Below are 15,286 nucleotides of genomic sequence, written 5' to 3' on the forward strand. Positions count from 1 at the left end.
GAATCGTACATCTTAAGAAATCTCTCAGCTAATGATTTCTCTCTCTGAAAGGTTCGGATCCTACTCTTCCTATTCAATGCATTCATTATTGTGGTTATATTTTAGCTCGAATTGAGCTCATTCGTCAATAAAAGGATCGCCTATTTTTTTCTTTTGTATACCTTTTTCATGATTATAGACTCCTACCTAAGAGCTAGCACAACTAAATGCAAGCTGCATACCGTAGTAGTAAGGAGTTTATGGAAAGTGAGGTGTTACGATGCGTCGTCGATTTGGACGTTTTCATCATCATCATTATAATCATAACAAGCCAGGCTGGTGGCTAAAAATACGAGCAATATTTGCTCAAATTCTTGTTCCGCTCATCTTTTTTCAACTATTACGTACCCTGCTTTTACCAACTACATTTGATATGATTTTGCTAACGCTAATGATCGTTATGTACTTTTCCATTACATTACGCCTCATATAAAACAGAAAAAACGTTCTCTTTATGAAAAGAGAACGCTACTGATCCATTTGCTGTGCTTGCTGTTGCTCTTGAATGATAATAAGCTTTTGCGTCAGTCGCTGAACCCTGCGCATTGACGTAAGACGCTTTTCAACTCTTTGGACATGCTCAAATTCTCGCATGGTCCCTTTACCAGCAACGTATGCATCAACGGCAAAAGCGATCGGCTCTGGGAAGTTTAAATAGGCACATATTAAGTGCTTTTCTTCCTCTAACAATGGCAGATGTCGTTCATAATTCATAAACCATTGCAGAACCTCTTCTTCGACCCAATATGCATATTTAAAACTGTATCGGCAAAAGCTTGCCAAATCCCGAGATGGTGTATCAATCCCCGCTCGTTCAAAATTAAGCAACATCGGTTCATTTTCTGGTGAGAAAAAAGAATGGGATCGATTGACTCTGCCATGACATAAAACGGTACGGTATTTCCCCTTCTCTAAACAAATGTCATACCACTTCTTTAAATGTTCCTTTGCGGCTTCTGCCATTTGATCGAGCATATAGGCGTGTGTAATAAACGTTAATTCAAAAGGAGACATATATGTCTTTTGTTCTGCCTGATCCGCGAACCGTTTTAATTCAAGCTGGCGCATTTCCCAGCGATGAAGCAATTGATGATAAGCTTCTTCTACATTTTCCTTGACAAAAGGCTGCGTTTTAACCGTCAAACGATGGATGACACCTAGTTGAGAGGCCAGCTTTTGCTCTTGTGATTCTTTGGCTGTATACTCAATTGGCTCGATCCATGGCATAAGATAATACGTATGTCTACCTGTTGATAGAGTATACTCTCCATATTTAGTTGGTAGAATTGGAATTGCTTTATTAAAGCCAAGCTTTGATAACCTCCTCAAAGCATGAATAAATTCATCCGCCTGATGTCTTCCCATCGTTGTCTCTTTTAACGCATACACACCATGATTAGTTGTTATTTTTTTTATTTTCCCGAAATCTTCAATTCGTTGTGGATAAAGATCATAATAAAAGAGCACAGAATCATAGGGTGATTGTGCTTGAATCATTGTGTTAACACCTTCTTTTTCTTATCTATGAGTGAGCTAATCACTTGAACGAGCTCTTTTGATCGTTCCCATTCACTTGACACTTTTTGTAACTCTTCTGCTATTTCCTGATCGGTAACATTTCGTTTCACAACGGCTATCAAGCGGTCAAGCTCATATACTTTTAGACACTCTATTAATAGTACCAGTGCTTGGTCTCTTGACACCTTTTCATGTTCAATGATTGCTGAAACTAATCGAGTCAATGATTCCTTCCCGTATTCCTCTAGCCAACTTGATAAGAACTCCCGTAATGAATAATAACCTAACTCAGGGTTTTGTTTTGACCCATACCAAATGATGACATCATACACTTTCTTCACTTGATCTGACGATGAAACCGGATCGATTAATGGAATCTTTTCCTCTTTTACTTGCTCTTTAAGCATCCTTGCTTTCTTCATCCGTTGATCGGATTCACGAAGAAGTGCTCGGATAAAGGCCCTATCTTTTTCATTAAAATAAGACAAATGAGAGTACAAAGTACGAAATTCGGGTTCTTTTCTTGGTTTCGGTTTTATATCTGGGGCTGCATGAAGTCCGTAATGAATCATATTTCCGATCAGTTGCCCGATTTTGTCTTCCTTCTTTAAGGGTTGAAATGGTTGCTCCAAGTCATCATGAACAGTAACCCATCCTTCTTTCCACTCAATTGCTGGGGCTTGCTCCTTATTTCTTATCATTCGGTCGGTTAGCATATAGGGCGTGACACTACATTTGTCACGCCACGTAATATGCCAATCAAGGAGGGCTTTATCGGACCAATAGCGCAACCTTTTTCGACCATGGTCTGTCTCTATCAATGCTTCATTAACAAATTTTACGTCTCGCCATTGATAATTCTCCTTCAGCCATTCCAACAATTCCATGTTGTAACTCCTTTTTTAAGACTCTGTGCTAACCGGTATATAAAGAATTTGCCCTTCTTCTACCTGCTCCCCTTGCAAGCGATTCATTCTTACAATTTGACTCGTACTAATAGAATACCGATCAGCTATCGTGTCTAATGATTCATTTTCTTGAATGATGCACATTCTCCACTTTGAAAATCTCTCTTCTCCTTTTGAGAGCATTTTTGTTAAGTATAGAGCGTTTTCCTCACGAGGAGTCGGTGCTTTCCCTTGTGCTTCAACCGATTCTTCTTCCTCTGGACGGTCTTCTAATACTGATTCTTCCGCTAGTTCTTTTAATGGATTTAAATTGATTTTCGTTTCACGCTGTGTTGGTACTTCTCTTTCTTCTTCTACTTCTACTATTTCCTCTATCTCTTCTACCTCTCCTGCTGTCTCAAGAGTTGGTTCAGTAGCTTCAATTTCATCCGCTTCTACTTCCTCTTCTCGTTCAGCTTGTTCCGCTGCAGCCTCTGTATATAATTCTTTGTGTGAGTCATTAGATGTCAAAGTAGGTTCCTCCTCTTTTGGTTGCTCATATCTTGATGTTGGAGCTCCCGCCATTGTAGGTGGTTTTTCATGATGTTGGAAAGGTTCGGCATTGAATGGTGGCGATACTGCTAATTGTTCTGCGGGCTCATTTCGTACGGGTACCTCAGGTTCAGGGCGCCTTTTCGCCTCAAAGGAAAATGCTGTTGGGATCGCCTCTTCTTCAGGCTCAGATTGCTGTAATGCCGCTGCTTTTTCGATTTCTTTTTCTACACGTTTTTCAACCGTTTCTTGATGCTGCGTCATACCAGAGATACTAATATCAGCTGTTAGCTGAATGCAGCTTCTCTCCGGTAAATCATAATCAAAAGAGTCGACCTCCACATAGACATCATCAAGATTTTGGATTCTACTTAATGGGATCGTTACATCAATCGGGAAAAAGTGTTTGATTTGTCCAGAACCATCTGCTGCAATCGTTACATCGCCTGCAGAACGAAAAGAAACTTGTTGTTCAAGCGTCTGATAGTTATCACTAGAAGAATCATCTGTGCCTGTAGGACGATATTCCCCAACGAGACGTAAACCACCCCGGATATATACATGATGATCTTTTTCTTCAATAACAATTTCAGGCTCAAGAGACATACCTAAGATTTCCTCTACTTCTTGACCTTTATTTAACCAAACCGATTCCTCAATCGAAAATGATAACTTAGACGGGTGTTCTTGTGTCACGTTGCATTCCTCCTCATCGAATTCTCTACCTTCTGCTACGGTCATAGTCAGTACAATATCACTCTATGACAAGTTCTATTGCAATATGCAAGTTAACGATAAAAAAAGCCTATTCATTACGACAAATCTGTAATGAATAGGCTTTTCTTGCTATTTTAATTTTGAAAATGCTACTTCTGCAGCGGCAATCGTTTGATCGATATCCTTTTCCGTGTGCTTAGTTGATAAGAACATTCCTTCAAACTGAGATGGAGGTAATGAAATACCTTGGTTTAACATCTCTTGGAAATATTTCGTGAAATAATCTAAATTTGAAGTGGACGCCTTCTCAAAGTTAATCACTTTCTCATCCGTGAAGAAAAATCCAACCATTGAACCCGCTCGGTTAATTGAATGAGGAATATCATGTTTAGTTGCTGCAGCGGATAAACCATTGGCTAAACGCTTGGCAAGCTGTTCAAAACGGTCATAATCTGCTTCTGTTAATTGAGCTAACGTCTCATAACCTGCCGTCATGGCAAGTGGGTTTCCAGATAACGTTCCTGCTTGATAAATCGGGCCACTTGGTGCTATTTGTTCCATAATTTCACGCTTCCCACCATAGGCTCCAACTGGCAAGCCACCACCAATCACTTTTCCAAGACACGTAAGGTCAGGTGTTACGCCAAGCTTCCCTTGAGCACAATTGTAGCCAACACGGAACCCTGTCATAACTTCATCAAAAATAAGTAGTGTACCATTTTCTTCTGTAATCTCACGTAGTTCCTCAAGGAATCCTGGCTCTGGTGGGACAACACCCATGTTACCAGCAACTGGTTCAACGATCACACCAGCAATATCATCCCCGAATTCTTTAAACGCATAGCGAACACTCTCTAGGTCGTTGTAAGGAACGGTTAATGTATTCTTAGCAACTGATTCAGGGACACCAGGACTATCTGGTAAGCCAAGTGTTGCTACACCAGATCCTGCTTTAATGAGCAATGAGTCCCCATGCCCGTGATAACAACCAACAAATTTCAGGATTTTATTGCGTCCAGTATAACCTCTTGCTAAGCGAAGGGCACTCATCGTTGCTTCAGTCCCCGAGTTTACCATTCTCACAACTTCAATTGACGGAACTCTCTCAATCACCAATTCTGCAAGCTTTGTCTCAAGTTCACTTGGAGCCCCAAAGCTTGTCCCTTTTTCTGCTACTTCTTTTAAGGAGGCAACGACTTGTTCATCGGCATGCCCTAAAATAAGAGGCCCCCATGATAACACATAATCAATGTATTCATTTCCATCAATATCATAAATTTTCGAACCGACTCCACGTTCCATATAAACCGGATCCATTTTCACCGATTTAAACGCACGAACGGGGCTATTTACCCCACCTGGCATTACTGGTTTTGCTTTTGCAAATGCTTCTTTTGACTTTGTATATGTACGCATGACTTTGCTCCCTTCTTATTGATCTTCTCGTAACCAACGAACAGCATCTTTCGCATGGTACGTCAATATTAAATCGGCACCTGCACGCTTCATGCTTGTAAGCTTCTCTAACACAATTTCTTTTTCATTGATCCAGCCATTTTGACTAGCTGCTTTGACCATCGAATACTCACCACTAACGTTATAAGCAACAACCGGATAACCAGAGAAGTCCTTTACTTCTCGGATCACATCCAAATAAGAAAGCGCTGGTTTCACTATAAGGAAATCGGCCCCTTCATCCATATCCGACTCTGCTTCGCGAATGGCTTCTAGGCGATTGGCTGGGTCCATTTGGTACGTTTTGCGATCTCCAAACTTTGGTGAACTATGAGCGGCATCGCGAAACGGGCCATAAAACGCAGAAGAGTATTTCACGGCATAAGACATGATTGGTACATCCGTATAGCCTGCTGAATCTAACCCATAACGAATCGCAGCTACAAAGCCGTCCATCATATTAGAAGGAGCTATAATATCAGCTCCAGCTTCAGCTTGAGATACAGCCGTTTTTGCAAGCAAATCAAGGGTACGATCATTTAATACTTTGCCTTCCTCAATCACACCACAGTGACCGTGATCTGTAAATTGACATAAGCATGTATCAGCAATAACCGTTAGTTCAGGGTGATTTTCTTTAATTTGACGAATCGCTTTTTGAACAATTCCTTGATCATGGAAAGCAGATGAACCAACATCGTCTTTTGAGTTTGGGACACCAAATACGATGATGGCTGGAATTCCAAGTTCTACTACTTCATTTACTTCAGCATCTATTAAATCTAAAGACCACTGATAAACTCCCGGCATAGATGGTACTTCATTTTTTTCGTTTGACCCTTCTGTCACAAAGATCGGATAAATAAAATCTTCACGATGTAAATGTGTTTCTCTTACCATACTACGAACACTAGCACTTTGTCTTAGTCTGCGATGACGGCGAAATGACAGATCTTTCATGATAACTCTCCTCCTCTTGAATGGATGACGATTTGTTCTACTAAATGTTCAATTGTATAAATAGGTGGAACAATCGTTACGTTCAATCCGTTTTTGACTGCGGTATGAGCTGCGATCGGCCCAATACAAGCAATCGTTGACTGGAATTCACGCTGTTCATATTTAAGCTGATTATGTAGCTTTATGTAATGCATAACAGTGGAAGAGCTAGTAAAAGTGATATAGTCCAGTTTCTTATGTACAATCAGAGCTCTGTGTAACTGCTCTTTTGCCAATTTTGGGCAGACCGTTTCATAAACAAATAGATCTGTTACAATTGCCCCCATTTGAGATAATTGATGAATCAAGTCCAGTCTTCCTAAATTACCTCGAGCTACAATAACCCGCTCACCTTTTTTAATGTGCCCTCTTAAAGCTTCTACTAGCCCTTCGGCAACGTATTCCTTAGGGACAATCGTTGCTTTTAAACCGAAGCTTTCTAGCGTTTGTTTCGTTTTTTCCCCTACTACAGCAATATTTATTGCCGTAAAGTCAAACGCCTGCTTTACGTCCTGGAGCTGTTGCATAAAGAAACGGACTCCATTAGTACTTGTAAAAATAAGCCACTGGTAATTTTGCAAATTGCTTACTGTTCGTTGAACATGCTGATGATTGGTTGATTGAAATTCAATCAAAGGGACTTCAATTGCCACTCCTCCATGTCTTTCAATCAACCTTGATAAATCTTGCGCTTGGTCCTTTGCTCGTGTAACGAGAACCGTCTTACCAGCTAAAGGTCCATTTCTCATCCTTCGTCTAGCTCTTTCTTTACTTGGTCAAGAATTTCCTTCGCTCCTTGATCTAGCAACAGCTGTGATGCTAGTTCTCCTACCGTAACTGGATCAGCTCCTTGAACCGTTTCCTTTAACAAGACCTTTCCATCAGGTGATCCAACCAAAGCGGTAAGCTGCACTTCATTGCTATCATTAATCGTTGCGTAACCTGCAATTGGCACTTGGCATCCACCTTCCATTCGATTTAAGAAGGTACGTTCAGCTGTTACCGTACGAGCGGTATGATCATTATTAATATGTTGTAACAATTCGATTAAATCTTCATCATCAGAACGACATTCTAGTCCTAAAGCACCTTGCCCTACAGCGGGAACACACATGGTCTCATCGAGATATTCTGTGATTAAATCATCTGGGAATCCTAACCGTTTAATACCAGCTACCGCTAAGATGATTGCATCAAACTCTTCTTCTTTTAACTTTCTTAACCTTGTTTCCACATTTCCACGAATCCATTTCACTTCAAGATCAGGGCGCGCTGCTAAGATCTGGGCAGAACGCCTTAAGCTGCTCGTACCAATAATCGAACCAGATGGTAGATCCGCTAATTTTACATGATCATTTGAAATGAATGCATCACGTGGATCTTCGCGCTCTGTAATGGCTGCAAGCGCAAAACCCTCTTGTAGCACAGACGGAACATCTTTCATGCTATGAACTGCCAAATCGATTTGTCCATCAGCCAATGCTTGTTCAATTTCTTTCACGAATAATCCCTTTCCACCTACTTTAGAAAGGGTCACATCTAGAATTTTGTCACCTTTTGTGACGATTTTTTTTCACTTCAAACTCATAAGGCAATCCTGTCTTTTTCAGTTGTTCAATTACCCAATCGGTTTGTACAAGAGCTAGGTTGCTCTTTCTTGATCCAATTACAATTTTACGCATAAAATCCTCCTGTTTTTTACTTACATTTTGGACTATTTATTCATATTTTAAAAGGTTTTTAGTTAGCCGAAACAGAAAAAGGGAAGTTCGTCCTTTTTCCTGAGTTTGCTGGTAACTCGTGGCAGTGGCTTCACTCGCCGTGCGCCTTTTGAGAAGATCGCTCGAATGGCTTAAAACATAGCATCCGCTTCTCTCATTGCTTAGCAGTAACAGAAAAAGATTAGTGCGTCCTTTTTCCTGAGTTTGCTGGTAACTCGGTGGCAGTGGCTTCACTCGCCGTGCGCCTTTTGAGAAGATCGCTCAAAAGGCTTAAAACATAACGGCGGCTCCGCTCACTGCTTCGCCGAAACAGAAAAAGGGAAGTTCGTCCTTTTTCTGTTTCGGCTAATACCACATATGAAACGATGAGTATTGGCCGGATAGGAAGTAGTTGATGAGTAGAACTAGAAATCCGGCTATTCCGAGTAAGGACATGTTGTAGCCTCTTGATAGTTTGACGACTCTTTGATAAATAAAGACGGCATAAATGCCTAACACAAATAATGAGCTGATTACTTTTGAATCAAAAAATGGTACATATGTAAGTTGGCTATGTGCCCAAATAAACCCTAGTATAAGGCCAATTAACAAGAAAGGCCATGCAATCATGACGGCAATAAAAGAAAATGAATCTAATTTTGACAGCGCTCCAAATCGTAACAATCGCTTTCCCCAAACTTTACGCTTTAACATTTGATGTTGAATGACGTACATAATTTGACAGGCAAATGAGAAGGTAAAGGCTGCATAGGAGAGTATAATGAACGAAATGTGGATGATGAGGAGCTCTGAGGCTAAAAGAGCAGAAAGTGATTCAGGGACATCACCATCAGGTGTAAACAAACTAAAGGCCATCATACTAAATCCTATGACATTTGTGAATAAGACAAGAAAGTCAACGCGAAAAGACCAGTTGATTGCTAGTGAAAGTGTAACGACAAGCCAAGCATAGAAAAACAGTCCTTCAAAAGGTGTTAGTAAAGGAACACGATCTAACTCGATAGCCCTAATAACAAAAAAGACCGTTTGAAGTACCCAAACAATAGAAAGCAACCAGAAGGCCATAATATTGACCTTCCGGTTGTGCTGTAAGAAATCAACGAAATAACCAATTAAGCTAATACTGTATAAAACAATCGTAATAGGATAAATCCAATTCATACGTTTGTCCCTTCTTCCCTATGAACGGACAACTGCTGTACGTTGTCTAGATACGTTGACGTATTCTTGTTTATGATTCTCCCATTGTTTCTCGGCTTTTTCAATTCGAAGCTCTTCTTCTTGTGAGGCTAATTCATCTTCAAGTGCAAAGATCTTCGTAAAGAGTTCTAATGCTGTATCCGCATCTGGCTCAGCAGCAAGCTCTTTCACTCTTGTTACTGGATCACGTAAAAGCTGATTCACAATGCTTTTTGTATGCTTGCGTAACACTTTCATTTCACGCTCTGATAAGTTTGGAAGCTTTCTTTCAATGCTTTCCATTGTTTCAGCTTGTACAGCAAGTGCTTTTGTTCGAAGAGCTGAAATGATTGGTACGACACCAAGCGTATTTAGCCACTGCTTAAACTCATCAATCTCGGCTTCGACCATGATTTCAATCTTTTTTGCTTCGCGCTTTCGTTCTGCTAGGTTCGCTTCCACAATATTTTGCAAATCATCAATATCATAAAGATATACATCATCAAAATCAGCTATTGCTGGATCGAGATCACGTGGAACAGCAATATCGACCATAAAAAGCGGACGGCCCTTACGTTTTTTCATAGAACCTTGCATGATGTCTTTTGTTATGACGAAGTCCCGAGCTCCTGTTGAACTAATCAATACATCTGCATCAACTAATGTTTGTTGGAGTTCTTCAAAAGGACGAGCTTGACCGAGAAAACGAGCGGCAAGCTCAATGGCTTTTGCTTCCGTTCGATTTATCACAGTAATTTGCTTTGCTCCATTTGCATGCAGATGCTTTGCCGTTAATTCGCTCATTTTTCCTGCACCTAAAATGACTACATGCTTTCCTGAAAAGTCGCCAAATATATTTTTCCCAAGCTCAACAGCTGCATAGCTAACAGATACAGCGTGAGCTCCAATTTCCGTTCCTGTATGAGCTTTCTTTGCAAGCGTGACTGCTTGTTTGAATAGCTGATTGAAAATCGTTCCTGTAGCTTGATGTTCTTGAGCTAATAAGAAACTATCTCTTACTTGTCCTAAAATTTGCGTTTCTCCAAGGATCATCGAATCTAACCCACAGGAAACACGGAACAAATGCTCAATTGCATGATGATCTTCCCGAATATCTAAATATGGAATGAACTTGTCCTTAGGTAAGTCAAACCACTCTGCCAGAAAGGATTTTGTGAAATGACGCCCCGTATGCAATTGGTCTGCCACAACATACACTTCTGTCCGGTTACAGGTTGATATAATTGTACATTCTAGAATGCTTTTCATCTTGCGTAGTTGTGCCAACGCATTCGGTAGCTCTCCTTCTTGGAACGAGAACTTTTCTCTTAATTCGACAGGAGCTGTTTTGTAATTAAATCCGACAACAAGAATATGCATCCTGACGTTCACCCCCATTGTTAATATCCGTTCAAATCTCTTTATATCTATTATAAAAGGTAACCTTTTCATAAACAACATACTGGATTGACCCTACCAGTATAACTCAGTACATTATAACATGTCTAATGTAGGACTCCAAAAAAAAATTGTGAACAGATCATGAAGCATATGCTATCATGATGGTATTGTTTCAACGTATTGGCTTATCATCCAAACCTTGCCTTATCGCTTTATTGTATCCAATTCATTTAATATGTATGAATAAATGTATAAATTTCAAAAGAATTTATGGTAAGGCACCCATTGTGTAGTCAAAGCTATTCTACTTAGTCACTGGGTAACAGTGTGACTCATTTGAAAGGAGAAGACAAATGAAGACACAGCGCATTTTTCCAGGTGTTTTACTTATTGGGGCTGGTTGCTATTATTTGCTACAGCAAATCTCTATCCCTTTTGATCAACAACTTTTAAGTTGGCCCTCTATCTTACTCGTGCTCGGTCTAGCTCTTCTTTTACAGGCATATGTCGGCAGAGAATATGCAATGATTTTTCCAGGAATCATTTTATTTGGGTTAGCTATTCACTTTCATCTTCAATCCATTGCCAGTTGGTGGCCAGACCATTGGGGAGTGTATACAACTATTGCAGGACTAGCCTTTTTGCTTTCTGCAAAAAAGCAGAAACAAGAAGGTTTGCTCATCGGGTCCATTTTTATTATCTTTTCACTACTTAGCTTCGCTTCTATTAATCCATTTAGCTGGTTATATGATGCTTATTCCTTCTTAAGTTCGCTGTGGCCGATTATGCTTATTGCAATTGGACTCATGTTATTATTTAAACGAAAATAAGATAAGGGTGCCCAAAGGTCAGTATGCTACCTTATGGCACCCTTATCTTATGAATTCATATCACTTAATCCTGGACTGTGTTCATTCGGCATGTCAGGCATCTCAGGTACAGGATGACCTTGAGGTGGTGGGGTAACTTGCAACTGTCCACCATTTCTACTTGGCGTCTCTCCTTGAAAAATCTCTCCCATTCGTGTTTCATCCAGTCTAAAATTAAATTGAGCGTTATGAAAACCCATTTCAACATATTTTCTACATTCCGGATATTTATTAATATCATAATTAGGAACAGGGAACAGCTTAGCCCAGTCTACTCCTAGCGTTTCTAACGCCTTCGCAAACGCATTTTGATGGGCATTATCACGTACAATCAAAAAGGCAAGAGTTTCTCTGAATGCTTTGTTTGTACTCATTTCATAAATTCTCGACTTTTGTAGCACTCCTGTTGACTCTAAAACGACATTATCTAAAAGATCACTGATTAAGTTTCCATGACTGTAGACATACGCACCTGTCCATGGGTTTCCTGCTGCATCGACGGGTAAAGAGGCTTGTGCGCCCATAATAAAGTGGTGTGGATTGGCATCCTTGATCGCATCCTCCAATGGCGCCCCACTTGGCCCTTCTGCTCCAACTGCGTCTTCTCCTGATCCATTTAAAAGCTGATTGATGGTGGATTGGACTAATTCAACATGACTTAATTCTTCTAAGAACACCCCTCGAATCAAATCACGATATTGCTTCGCTTTCCCACGAAAGTTTGCACTTTGAAACGAGAATTGCATTAATGTTCTCATCTCTCCAAATCGTCCACCTAATGCTTCTTGTAATACTTTTGCTGCTACGGGGTCGGGTTTGTCTGGAACAATCATATTAATGAGATCTTCTCTATAAAAATACAATGAACTGCCTCCTTTTTCCTAGCTTTCTTTTTAAAGCAGTTATAATATCTGTTAAAAAGGCTTGTCTCATACAAAAAAAGGTTTCTAAAAGAGTGTTCACCCTTTTAGAAACCTTTTTTCCTTACCACTACTTTGATATATAATACTGAATGGTTTTCCATACCTGTTCTTTCCCTTGTGCTGTTTCAGACGAGAAAAGAAGCAATGGATCTGATTCTACCTTTTCTAAATCATTTCTTATTACTTTTAGATGCTTCTCCCATTTTCCTTTTGGGATCTTATCGCTTTTGGTTGCAACAACAATAACAGGAATATCAAAGTGTTTGAGCCAGTTATACATCATCTTATCATCTGAAGATGGTGGATGACGCAAATCCACAATCAGTACCACCGCTTTTAATTGTTCACGGTCTTGTAAATACGTCTCAATCATTCGGCCCCAAGCTTCTCGCTCAGGCTTTGGAACTTTCGCAAATCCATATCCAGGGACATCAACAAAATAAAGCATTTCATTGATCTCATAAAAGTTTAACGTTTGCGTTTTACCAGGTCGCTGAGATGTACGCGCCAACCCTTTTCGGTTAATCATTTTATTTATAAATGATGACTTCCCAACGTTTGATCGGCCAGACAAGGCAATCTCGGGCAACCGAGAAGTTGGGTATTGTTCTGGTTTAACTGCCACATGGGCTAAATCTGATTTTGTTACTTTCATTCTACTCTCCTAACGCGTGCTTTAAGACTTCATCTAGGTGAGATACAAGAATGAAGTGTAAGTCTTTTCGCACGCTCTCTGGTACATCTTCTAAATCTTTTTCATTGTCTTTTGGGATCAAAATCGTTTTTAATCCAGCACGGTGAGCACTCATTGATTTTTCTTTTAAGCCACCGATTGGAAGAACACGCCCTCGAAGTGTAATTTCACCCGTCATTCCCACTTCTTTTTTTACTTTTCGTCCTGTTAGTGCTGATACTAATGCCGTAGCCATTGTAATCCCTGCAGAAGGACCATCCTTTGGTGTTGCCCCTTCTGGCACATGAATGTGGATATCATTTTTCTCATTAAAATCAGGGTCAATATTTAGTTCAGCGGAACGTGAGCGAATATAGCTAAAGGCCGCTTGAGCCGATTCCTTCATCACGTCACCAAGCTTACCAGTTAACGTTAGCTTCCCTTTTCCTGGCGCTATTGACACTTCAATAGATAACGTATCTCCACCAACAGTCGTATAAGCAAGGCCTGTTGCTGCCCCAACTTGATCTTCCTCTTCTGCTAAGCCGTAGCGGAACCGTGGTTTTCCAAGCATTTCTTCTACCTTCTTAGCTGTCAGTACCACTTTTTTCTTTTCAGCCGTTACAATCGTCTTTGCTGTTTTTCGGCAAAGTGTTGCAAGTTGACGTTCAAGGTTACGAACCCCTGCTTCACGTGTATAATAGCGAACGACCTTTTGGATGGCTTCATCCTTCATTTGAAGCATTCCTTTAGTTAGTCCATGATCTTTCATTTGCTTAGGTAGTAAATAATCCTTAGCAATGTTAATCTTCTCAAGCTCTGTATAGCCAGCTAACGAGATTATTTCCATTCGATCAAGGAGCGGCCCTGGAATCGTTCCGATATTATTTGCCGTTGTGATGAACATAACTTTAGAAAGGTCATATGGCTCCTCAATATAATGATCACTAAAGGTGTTGTTTTGTTCTGGGTCAAGAACTTCAAGAAGCGCAGATGATGGATCACCTCTAAAATCATTGGCCATTTTATCAATTTCATCTAAAAGAAAGACTGGATTTATAGAACCCGCTTTTTTCATCCCTTGAATTAAACGTCCAGGCATGGCCCCGACGTACGTTCTGCGATGACCACGAATTTCTGCTTCATCACGAACCCCACCAAGAGAAATACGGACGAACTTTCGATTTAATGAACGCGCAATTGAACGTGCTAGCGATGTTTTCCCTACCCCCGGAGGACCAGCTAAACAGAGAATGGGTCCTTTCAGTTCACGAGTTAGTTGTTGAACGGCCAAATATTCAAGAATACGTTCTTTTACTTTTTCAAGTCCATAATGATCTTCATCTAGAATTTGTTCTGCTTGAACGACATCTAATTGATCCGTTGTTTCATATGTCCAAGGTAACTGTATGAGCCAATCTAAGTAATTACGTAATACAGAGCTTTCTGCCGAGTTTGCAGGCATTTTTTCATAGCGATCAAGCTCTTTAAAAAATTTCTCCTTCACTGAATCAGGCATTTCTACTTCATTTGCCTTTTCTCGTAATGTTGAAATCTCTCCTGTTCGACCTTCTTTGTCGCCTAGCTCTTTCTGAATCGCCTTCATTTGTTCTCGTAAGTAATACTCTTTTTGCGTCTTTTCCATTGACTTCTTGACTCGTTGGCTTATCTTCTTCTCAAGCCCAAGAACTTCTTGCTCATTGTTCAGAAATTCGATTAGTTTTAGTAGTCGAGCTTTTATCGAATGAATTTCTAGTAACTCTTGCTTTTCAGCCAATTTCAACGGCAAATTAGCCGCAATCACATCTGCAAACGGGCCAGCTTCATGAATATCTTTCACTGATGCTAACGTTTCTGCTGACACTTTTTTCGAAACCTTTGTATACTGTTCAAACATACTTAGAAGATTTCTCATTAATGCTTGTATTTCTGGCGTGAGAAAAGCATCTTCTTCAACAATAAGCTCAGCTTCTACTTGTAAGTAATCATCTTTTTTAATAAACTGGTCAATTCGTGCACGCTGCAAACCTTCAACGTGAATTCGAACCGTACCATTCGGTAATTTCAGAAGGCTCTTTACTTTAGCCAAAGTACCAATTTGATAAATTTCCTCTTCCGTTGGATCATCTATTGATATTTCTTTCTGAGTTGCGAGTAAAATTTGATGGTCTGCTTCCATCACTTGTTCTAACGCCTGAACGGATTTCGGTCTTCCAACATCTAAATGAAGAACCATTGCTGGAAAAACGAGCAATCCGCGTAACGGTAGAAGCGGAATTTGTCGCCTGCCATTTGATTCGACCATCCGCATACACCTCCATCTCCAATACATCCTATTTCCCTAGACCAAATC

Annotated in this window: 13 protein-coding genes, 1 pseudogene and 1 other annotated feature (1 of these 15 cut by a window edge); of the genes and pseudogenes, 2 read left to right on the top strand and 12 right to left on the bottom strand. The window is 40.2% G+C overall.

Annotation, left to right across the window (positions count from 1 at the left end; translation table 11 throughout):
• Positions 1-86: a binding site (T-box leader), on the bottom strand; it reaches 151 nt to the left of the window's first position.
• A gap of 173 nt (positions 87-259) precedes the next feature.
• Entirely contained in the window at positions 260-472 is a 213-nt protein-coding gene (locus LQ50_RS24855) for a YszA family small membrane protein (RefSeq protein ID WP_084138631.1), read from the top strand.
• Positions 473-507: 35 nt separating this feature from the next.
• On the opposite strand, the gene ysxE is transcribed toward LQ50_RS24855, so the two are convergent.
• The 9 genes and pseudogenes from ysxE to hemA all read right to left on the bottom strand — a co-directional run bounded on the left by ysxE (position 508) and on the right by hemA (position 10,447).
• On the bottom strand, positions 508-1,536 hold the full coding sequence (gene ysxE, locus LQ50_RS05700) for a spore coat protein YsxE (protein WP_034626985.1): 1,029 nt from the start codon (positions 1,534-1,536) through the stop codon (positions 508-510).
• Positions 1,533-2,444 carry a hypothetical protein gene (locus tag LQ50_RS05705; RefSeq protein ID WP_034626986.1) on the bottom strand — a complete coding sequence of 304 codons (912 nt, stop codon included), beginning with the start codon at positions 2,442-2,444 and terminating at the stop codon, positions 1,533-1,535. The genes ysxE and LQ50_RS05705 overlap by 4 nt, the downstream gene beginning before the upstream one ends.
• A gap of 15 nt (positions 2,445-2,459) precedes the next feature.
• Entirely contained in the window at positions 2,460-3,692 is a 1,233-nt protein-coding gene (spoVID, locus tag LQ50_RS05710; RefSeq protein WP_034626988.1) for a stage VI sporulation protein D, read from the bottom strand.
• 150 nt (positions 3,693-3,842) lie between these two features.
• Positions 3,843-5,129, bottom strand: a complete 1,287-nt coding sequence (gene hemL, locus LQ50_RS05715; protein ID WP_034626989.1) for a glutamate-1-semialdehyde 2,1-aminomutase — start codon at positions 5,127-5,129, stop codon at positions 3,843-3,845.
• Between the two features lie 15 nt (positions 5,130-5,144).
• Positions 5,145-6,128, bottom strand: a complete 984-nt coding sequence (gene hemB / locus LQ50_RS05720) for a porphobilinogen synthase (protein ID WP_034626990.1) — start codon at positions 6,126-6,128, stop codon at positions 5,145-5,147.
• Positions 6,125-6,916, bottom strand: a complete 792-nt coding sequence (locus LQ50_RS05725) for a uroporphyrinogen-III synthase (protein ID WP_034626992.1) — start codon at positions 6,914-6,916, stop codon at positions 6,125-6,127. The genes hemB and LQ50_RS05725 overlap by 4 nt, the downstream gene beginning before the upstream one ends.
• Positions 6,913-7,849, bottom strand: a pseudogene (hemC, locus tag LQ50_RS05730) (hydroxymethylbilane synthase). Before hemC ends, LQ50_RS05725 begins: the two are co-directional and overlap by 4 nt.
• A gap of 384 nt (positions 7,850-8,233) precedes the next feature.
• On the bottom strand, positions 8,234-9,049 hold the full coding sequence (locus LQ50_RS05735; protein ID WP_034626993.1) for a cytochrome C assembly family protein: 816 nt from the start codon (positions 9,047-9,049) through the stop codon (positions 8,234-8,236).
• 18 nt (positions 9,050-9,067) lie between these two features.
• Positions 9,068-10,447 carry a glutamyl-tRNA reductase gene (gene hemA / locus LQ50_RS05740; protein ID WP_034626994.1) on the bottom strand — a complete coding sequence of 460 codons (1,380 nt, stop codon included), beginning with the start codon at positions 10,445-10,447 and terminating at the stop codon, positions 9,068-9,070.
• A 374-nt stretch (positions 10,448-10,821) separates the two neighbouring features.
• On the opposite strand from hemA, the gene LQ50_RS05745 reads away from it, so the two are divergent.
• Positions 10,822-11,298, top strand: a complete 477-nt coding sequence (locus tag LQ50_RS05745; RefSeq protein WP_034626997.1) for a LiaI-LiaF-like domain-containing protein — start codon at positions 10,822-10,824, stop codon at positions 11,296-11,298.
• 47 nt (positions 11,299-11,345) lie between these two features.
• Here the strand turns inward: LQ50_RS05745 and LQ50_RS05750 are convergent, their stop codons facing one another.
• From LQ50_RS05750 to lon, 3 genes are all read right to left on the bottom strand, one after another.
• Positions 11,346-12,200 carry a manganese catalase family protein gene (locus LQ50_RS05750; RefSeq protein ID WP_034626999.1) on the bottom strand — a complete coding sequence of 285 codons (855 nt, stop codon included), beginning with the start codon at positions 12,198-12,200 and terminating at the stop codon, positions 11,346-11,348.
• 127 nt (positions 12,201-12,327) lie between these two features.
• Entirely contained in the window at positions 12,328-12,915 is a 588-nt protein-coding gene (yihA, locus tag LQ50_RS05755) for a ribosome biogenesis GTP-binding protein YihA/YsxC (RefSeq protein ID WP_034627001.1), read from the bottom strand.
• Position 12,916: 1 nt separating this feature from the next.
• Entirely contained in the window at positions 12,917-15,238 is a 2,322-nt protein-coding gene (gene lon, locus LQ50_RS05760; RefSeq protein WP_034627003.1) for an endopeptidase La, read from the bottom strand.
• Between the last annotated feature and the right edge of the window lie 48 nt (positions 15,239-15,286).

It is taken from the genome of Halalkalibacter okhensis (assembly GCF_000787375.1).
Classification (GTDB): Bacteria; Bacillota; Bacilli; order Bacillales; family Bacillaceae_D; genus Halalkalibacter; species Halalkalibacter okhensis.

Excerpts from the sequence above, each read along its gene's own strand:
- LQ50_RS24855 (WP_084138631.1), top strand. The coding sequence starts at position 260 with ATGCGTCGTCGATTTGGACGTTTTCATCATCATCATTATAATCATAAC.
- ysxE (WP_034626985.1), bottom strand. The coding sequence starts at position 1,536 with ATGATTCAAGCACAATCACCCTATGATTCTGTGCTCTTTTATTATGAT.
- LQ50_RS05705 (WP_034626986.1), bottom strand. The coding sequence starts at position 2,444 with ATGGAATTGTTGGAATGGCTGAAGGAGAATTATCAATGGCGAGACGTA.
- hemL (WP_034626989.1), bottom strand. The coding sequence starts at position 5,129 with ATGCGTACATATACAAAGTCAAAAGAAGCATTTGCAAAAGCAAAACCA.
- hemB (WP_034626990.1), bottom strand. The coding sequence starts at position 6,128 with ATGAAAGATCTGTCATTTCGCCGTCATCGCAGACTAAGACAAAGTGCT.
- LQ50_RS05725 (WP_034626992.1), bottom strand. The coding sequence starts at position 6,916 with ATGAGAAATGGACCTTTAGCTGGTAAGACGGTTCTCGTTACACGAGCA.
- LQ50_RS05735 (WP_034626993.1), bottom strand. The coding sequence starts at position 9,049 with ATGAATTGGATTTATCCTATTACGATTGTTTTATACAGTATTAGCTTA.
- hemA (WP_034626994.1), bottom strand. The coding sequence starts at position 10,447 with ATGCATATTCTTGTTGTCGGATTTAATTACAAAACAGCTCCTGTCGAA.
- LQ50_RS05745 (WP_034626997.1), top strand. The coding sequence starts at position 10,822 with ATGAAGACACAGCGCATTTTTCCAGGTGTTTTACTTATTGGGGCTGGT.
- yihA (WP_034627001.1), bottom strand. The coding sequence starts at position 12,915 with ATGAAAGTAACAAAATCAGATTTAGCCCATGTGGCAGTTAAACCAGAA.
- lon (WP_034627003.1), bottom strand. The coding sequence starts at position 15,238 with ATGGTCGAATCAAATGGCAGGCGACAAATTCCGCTTCTACCGTTACGC.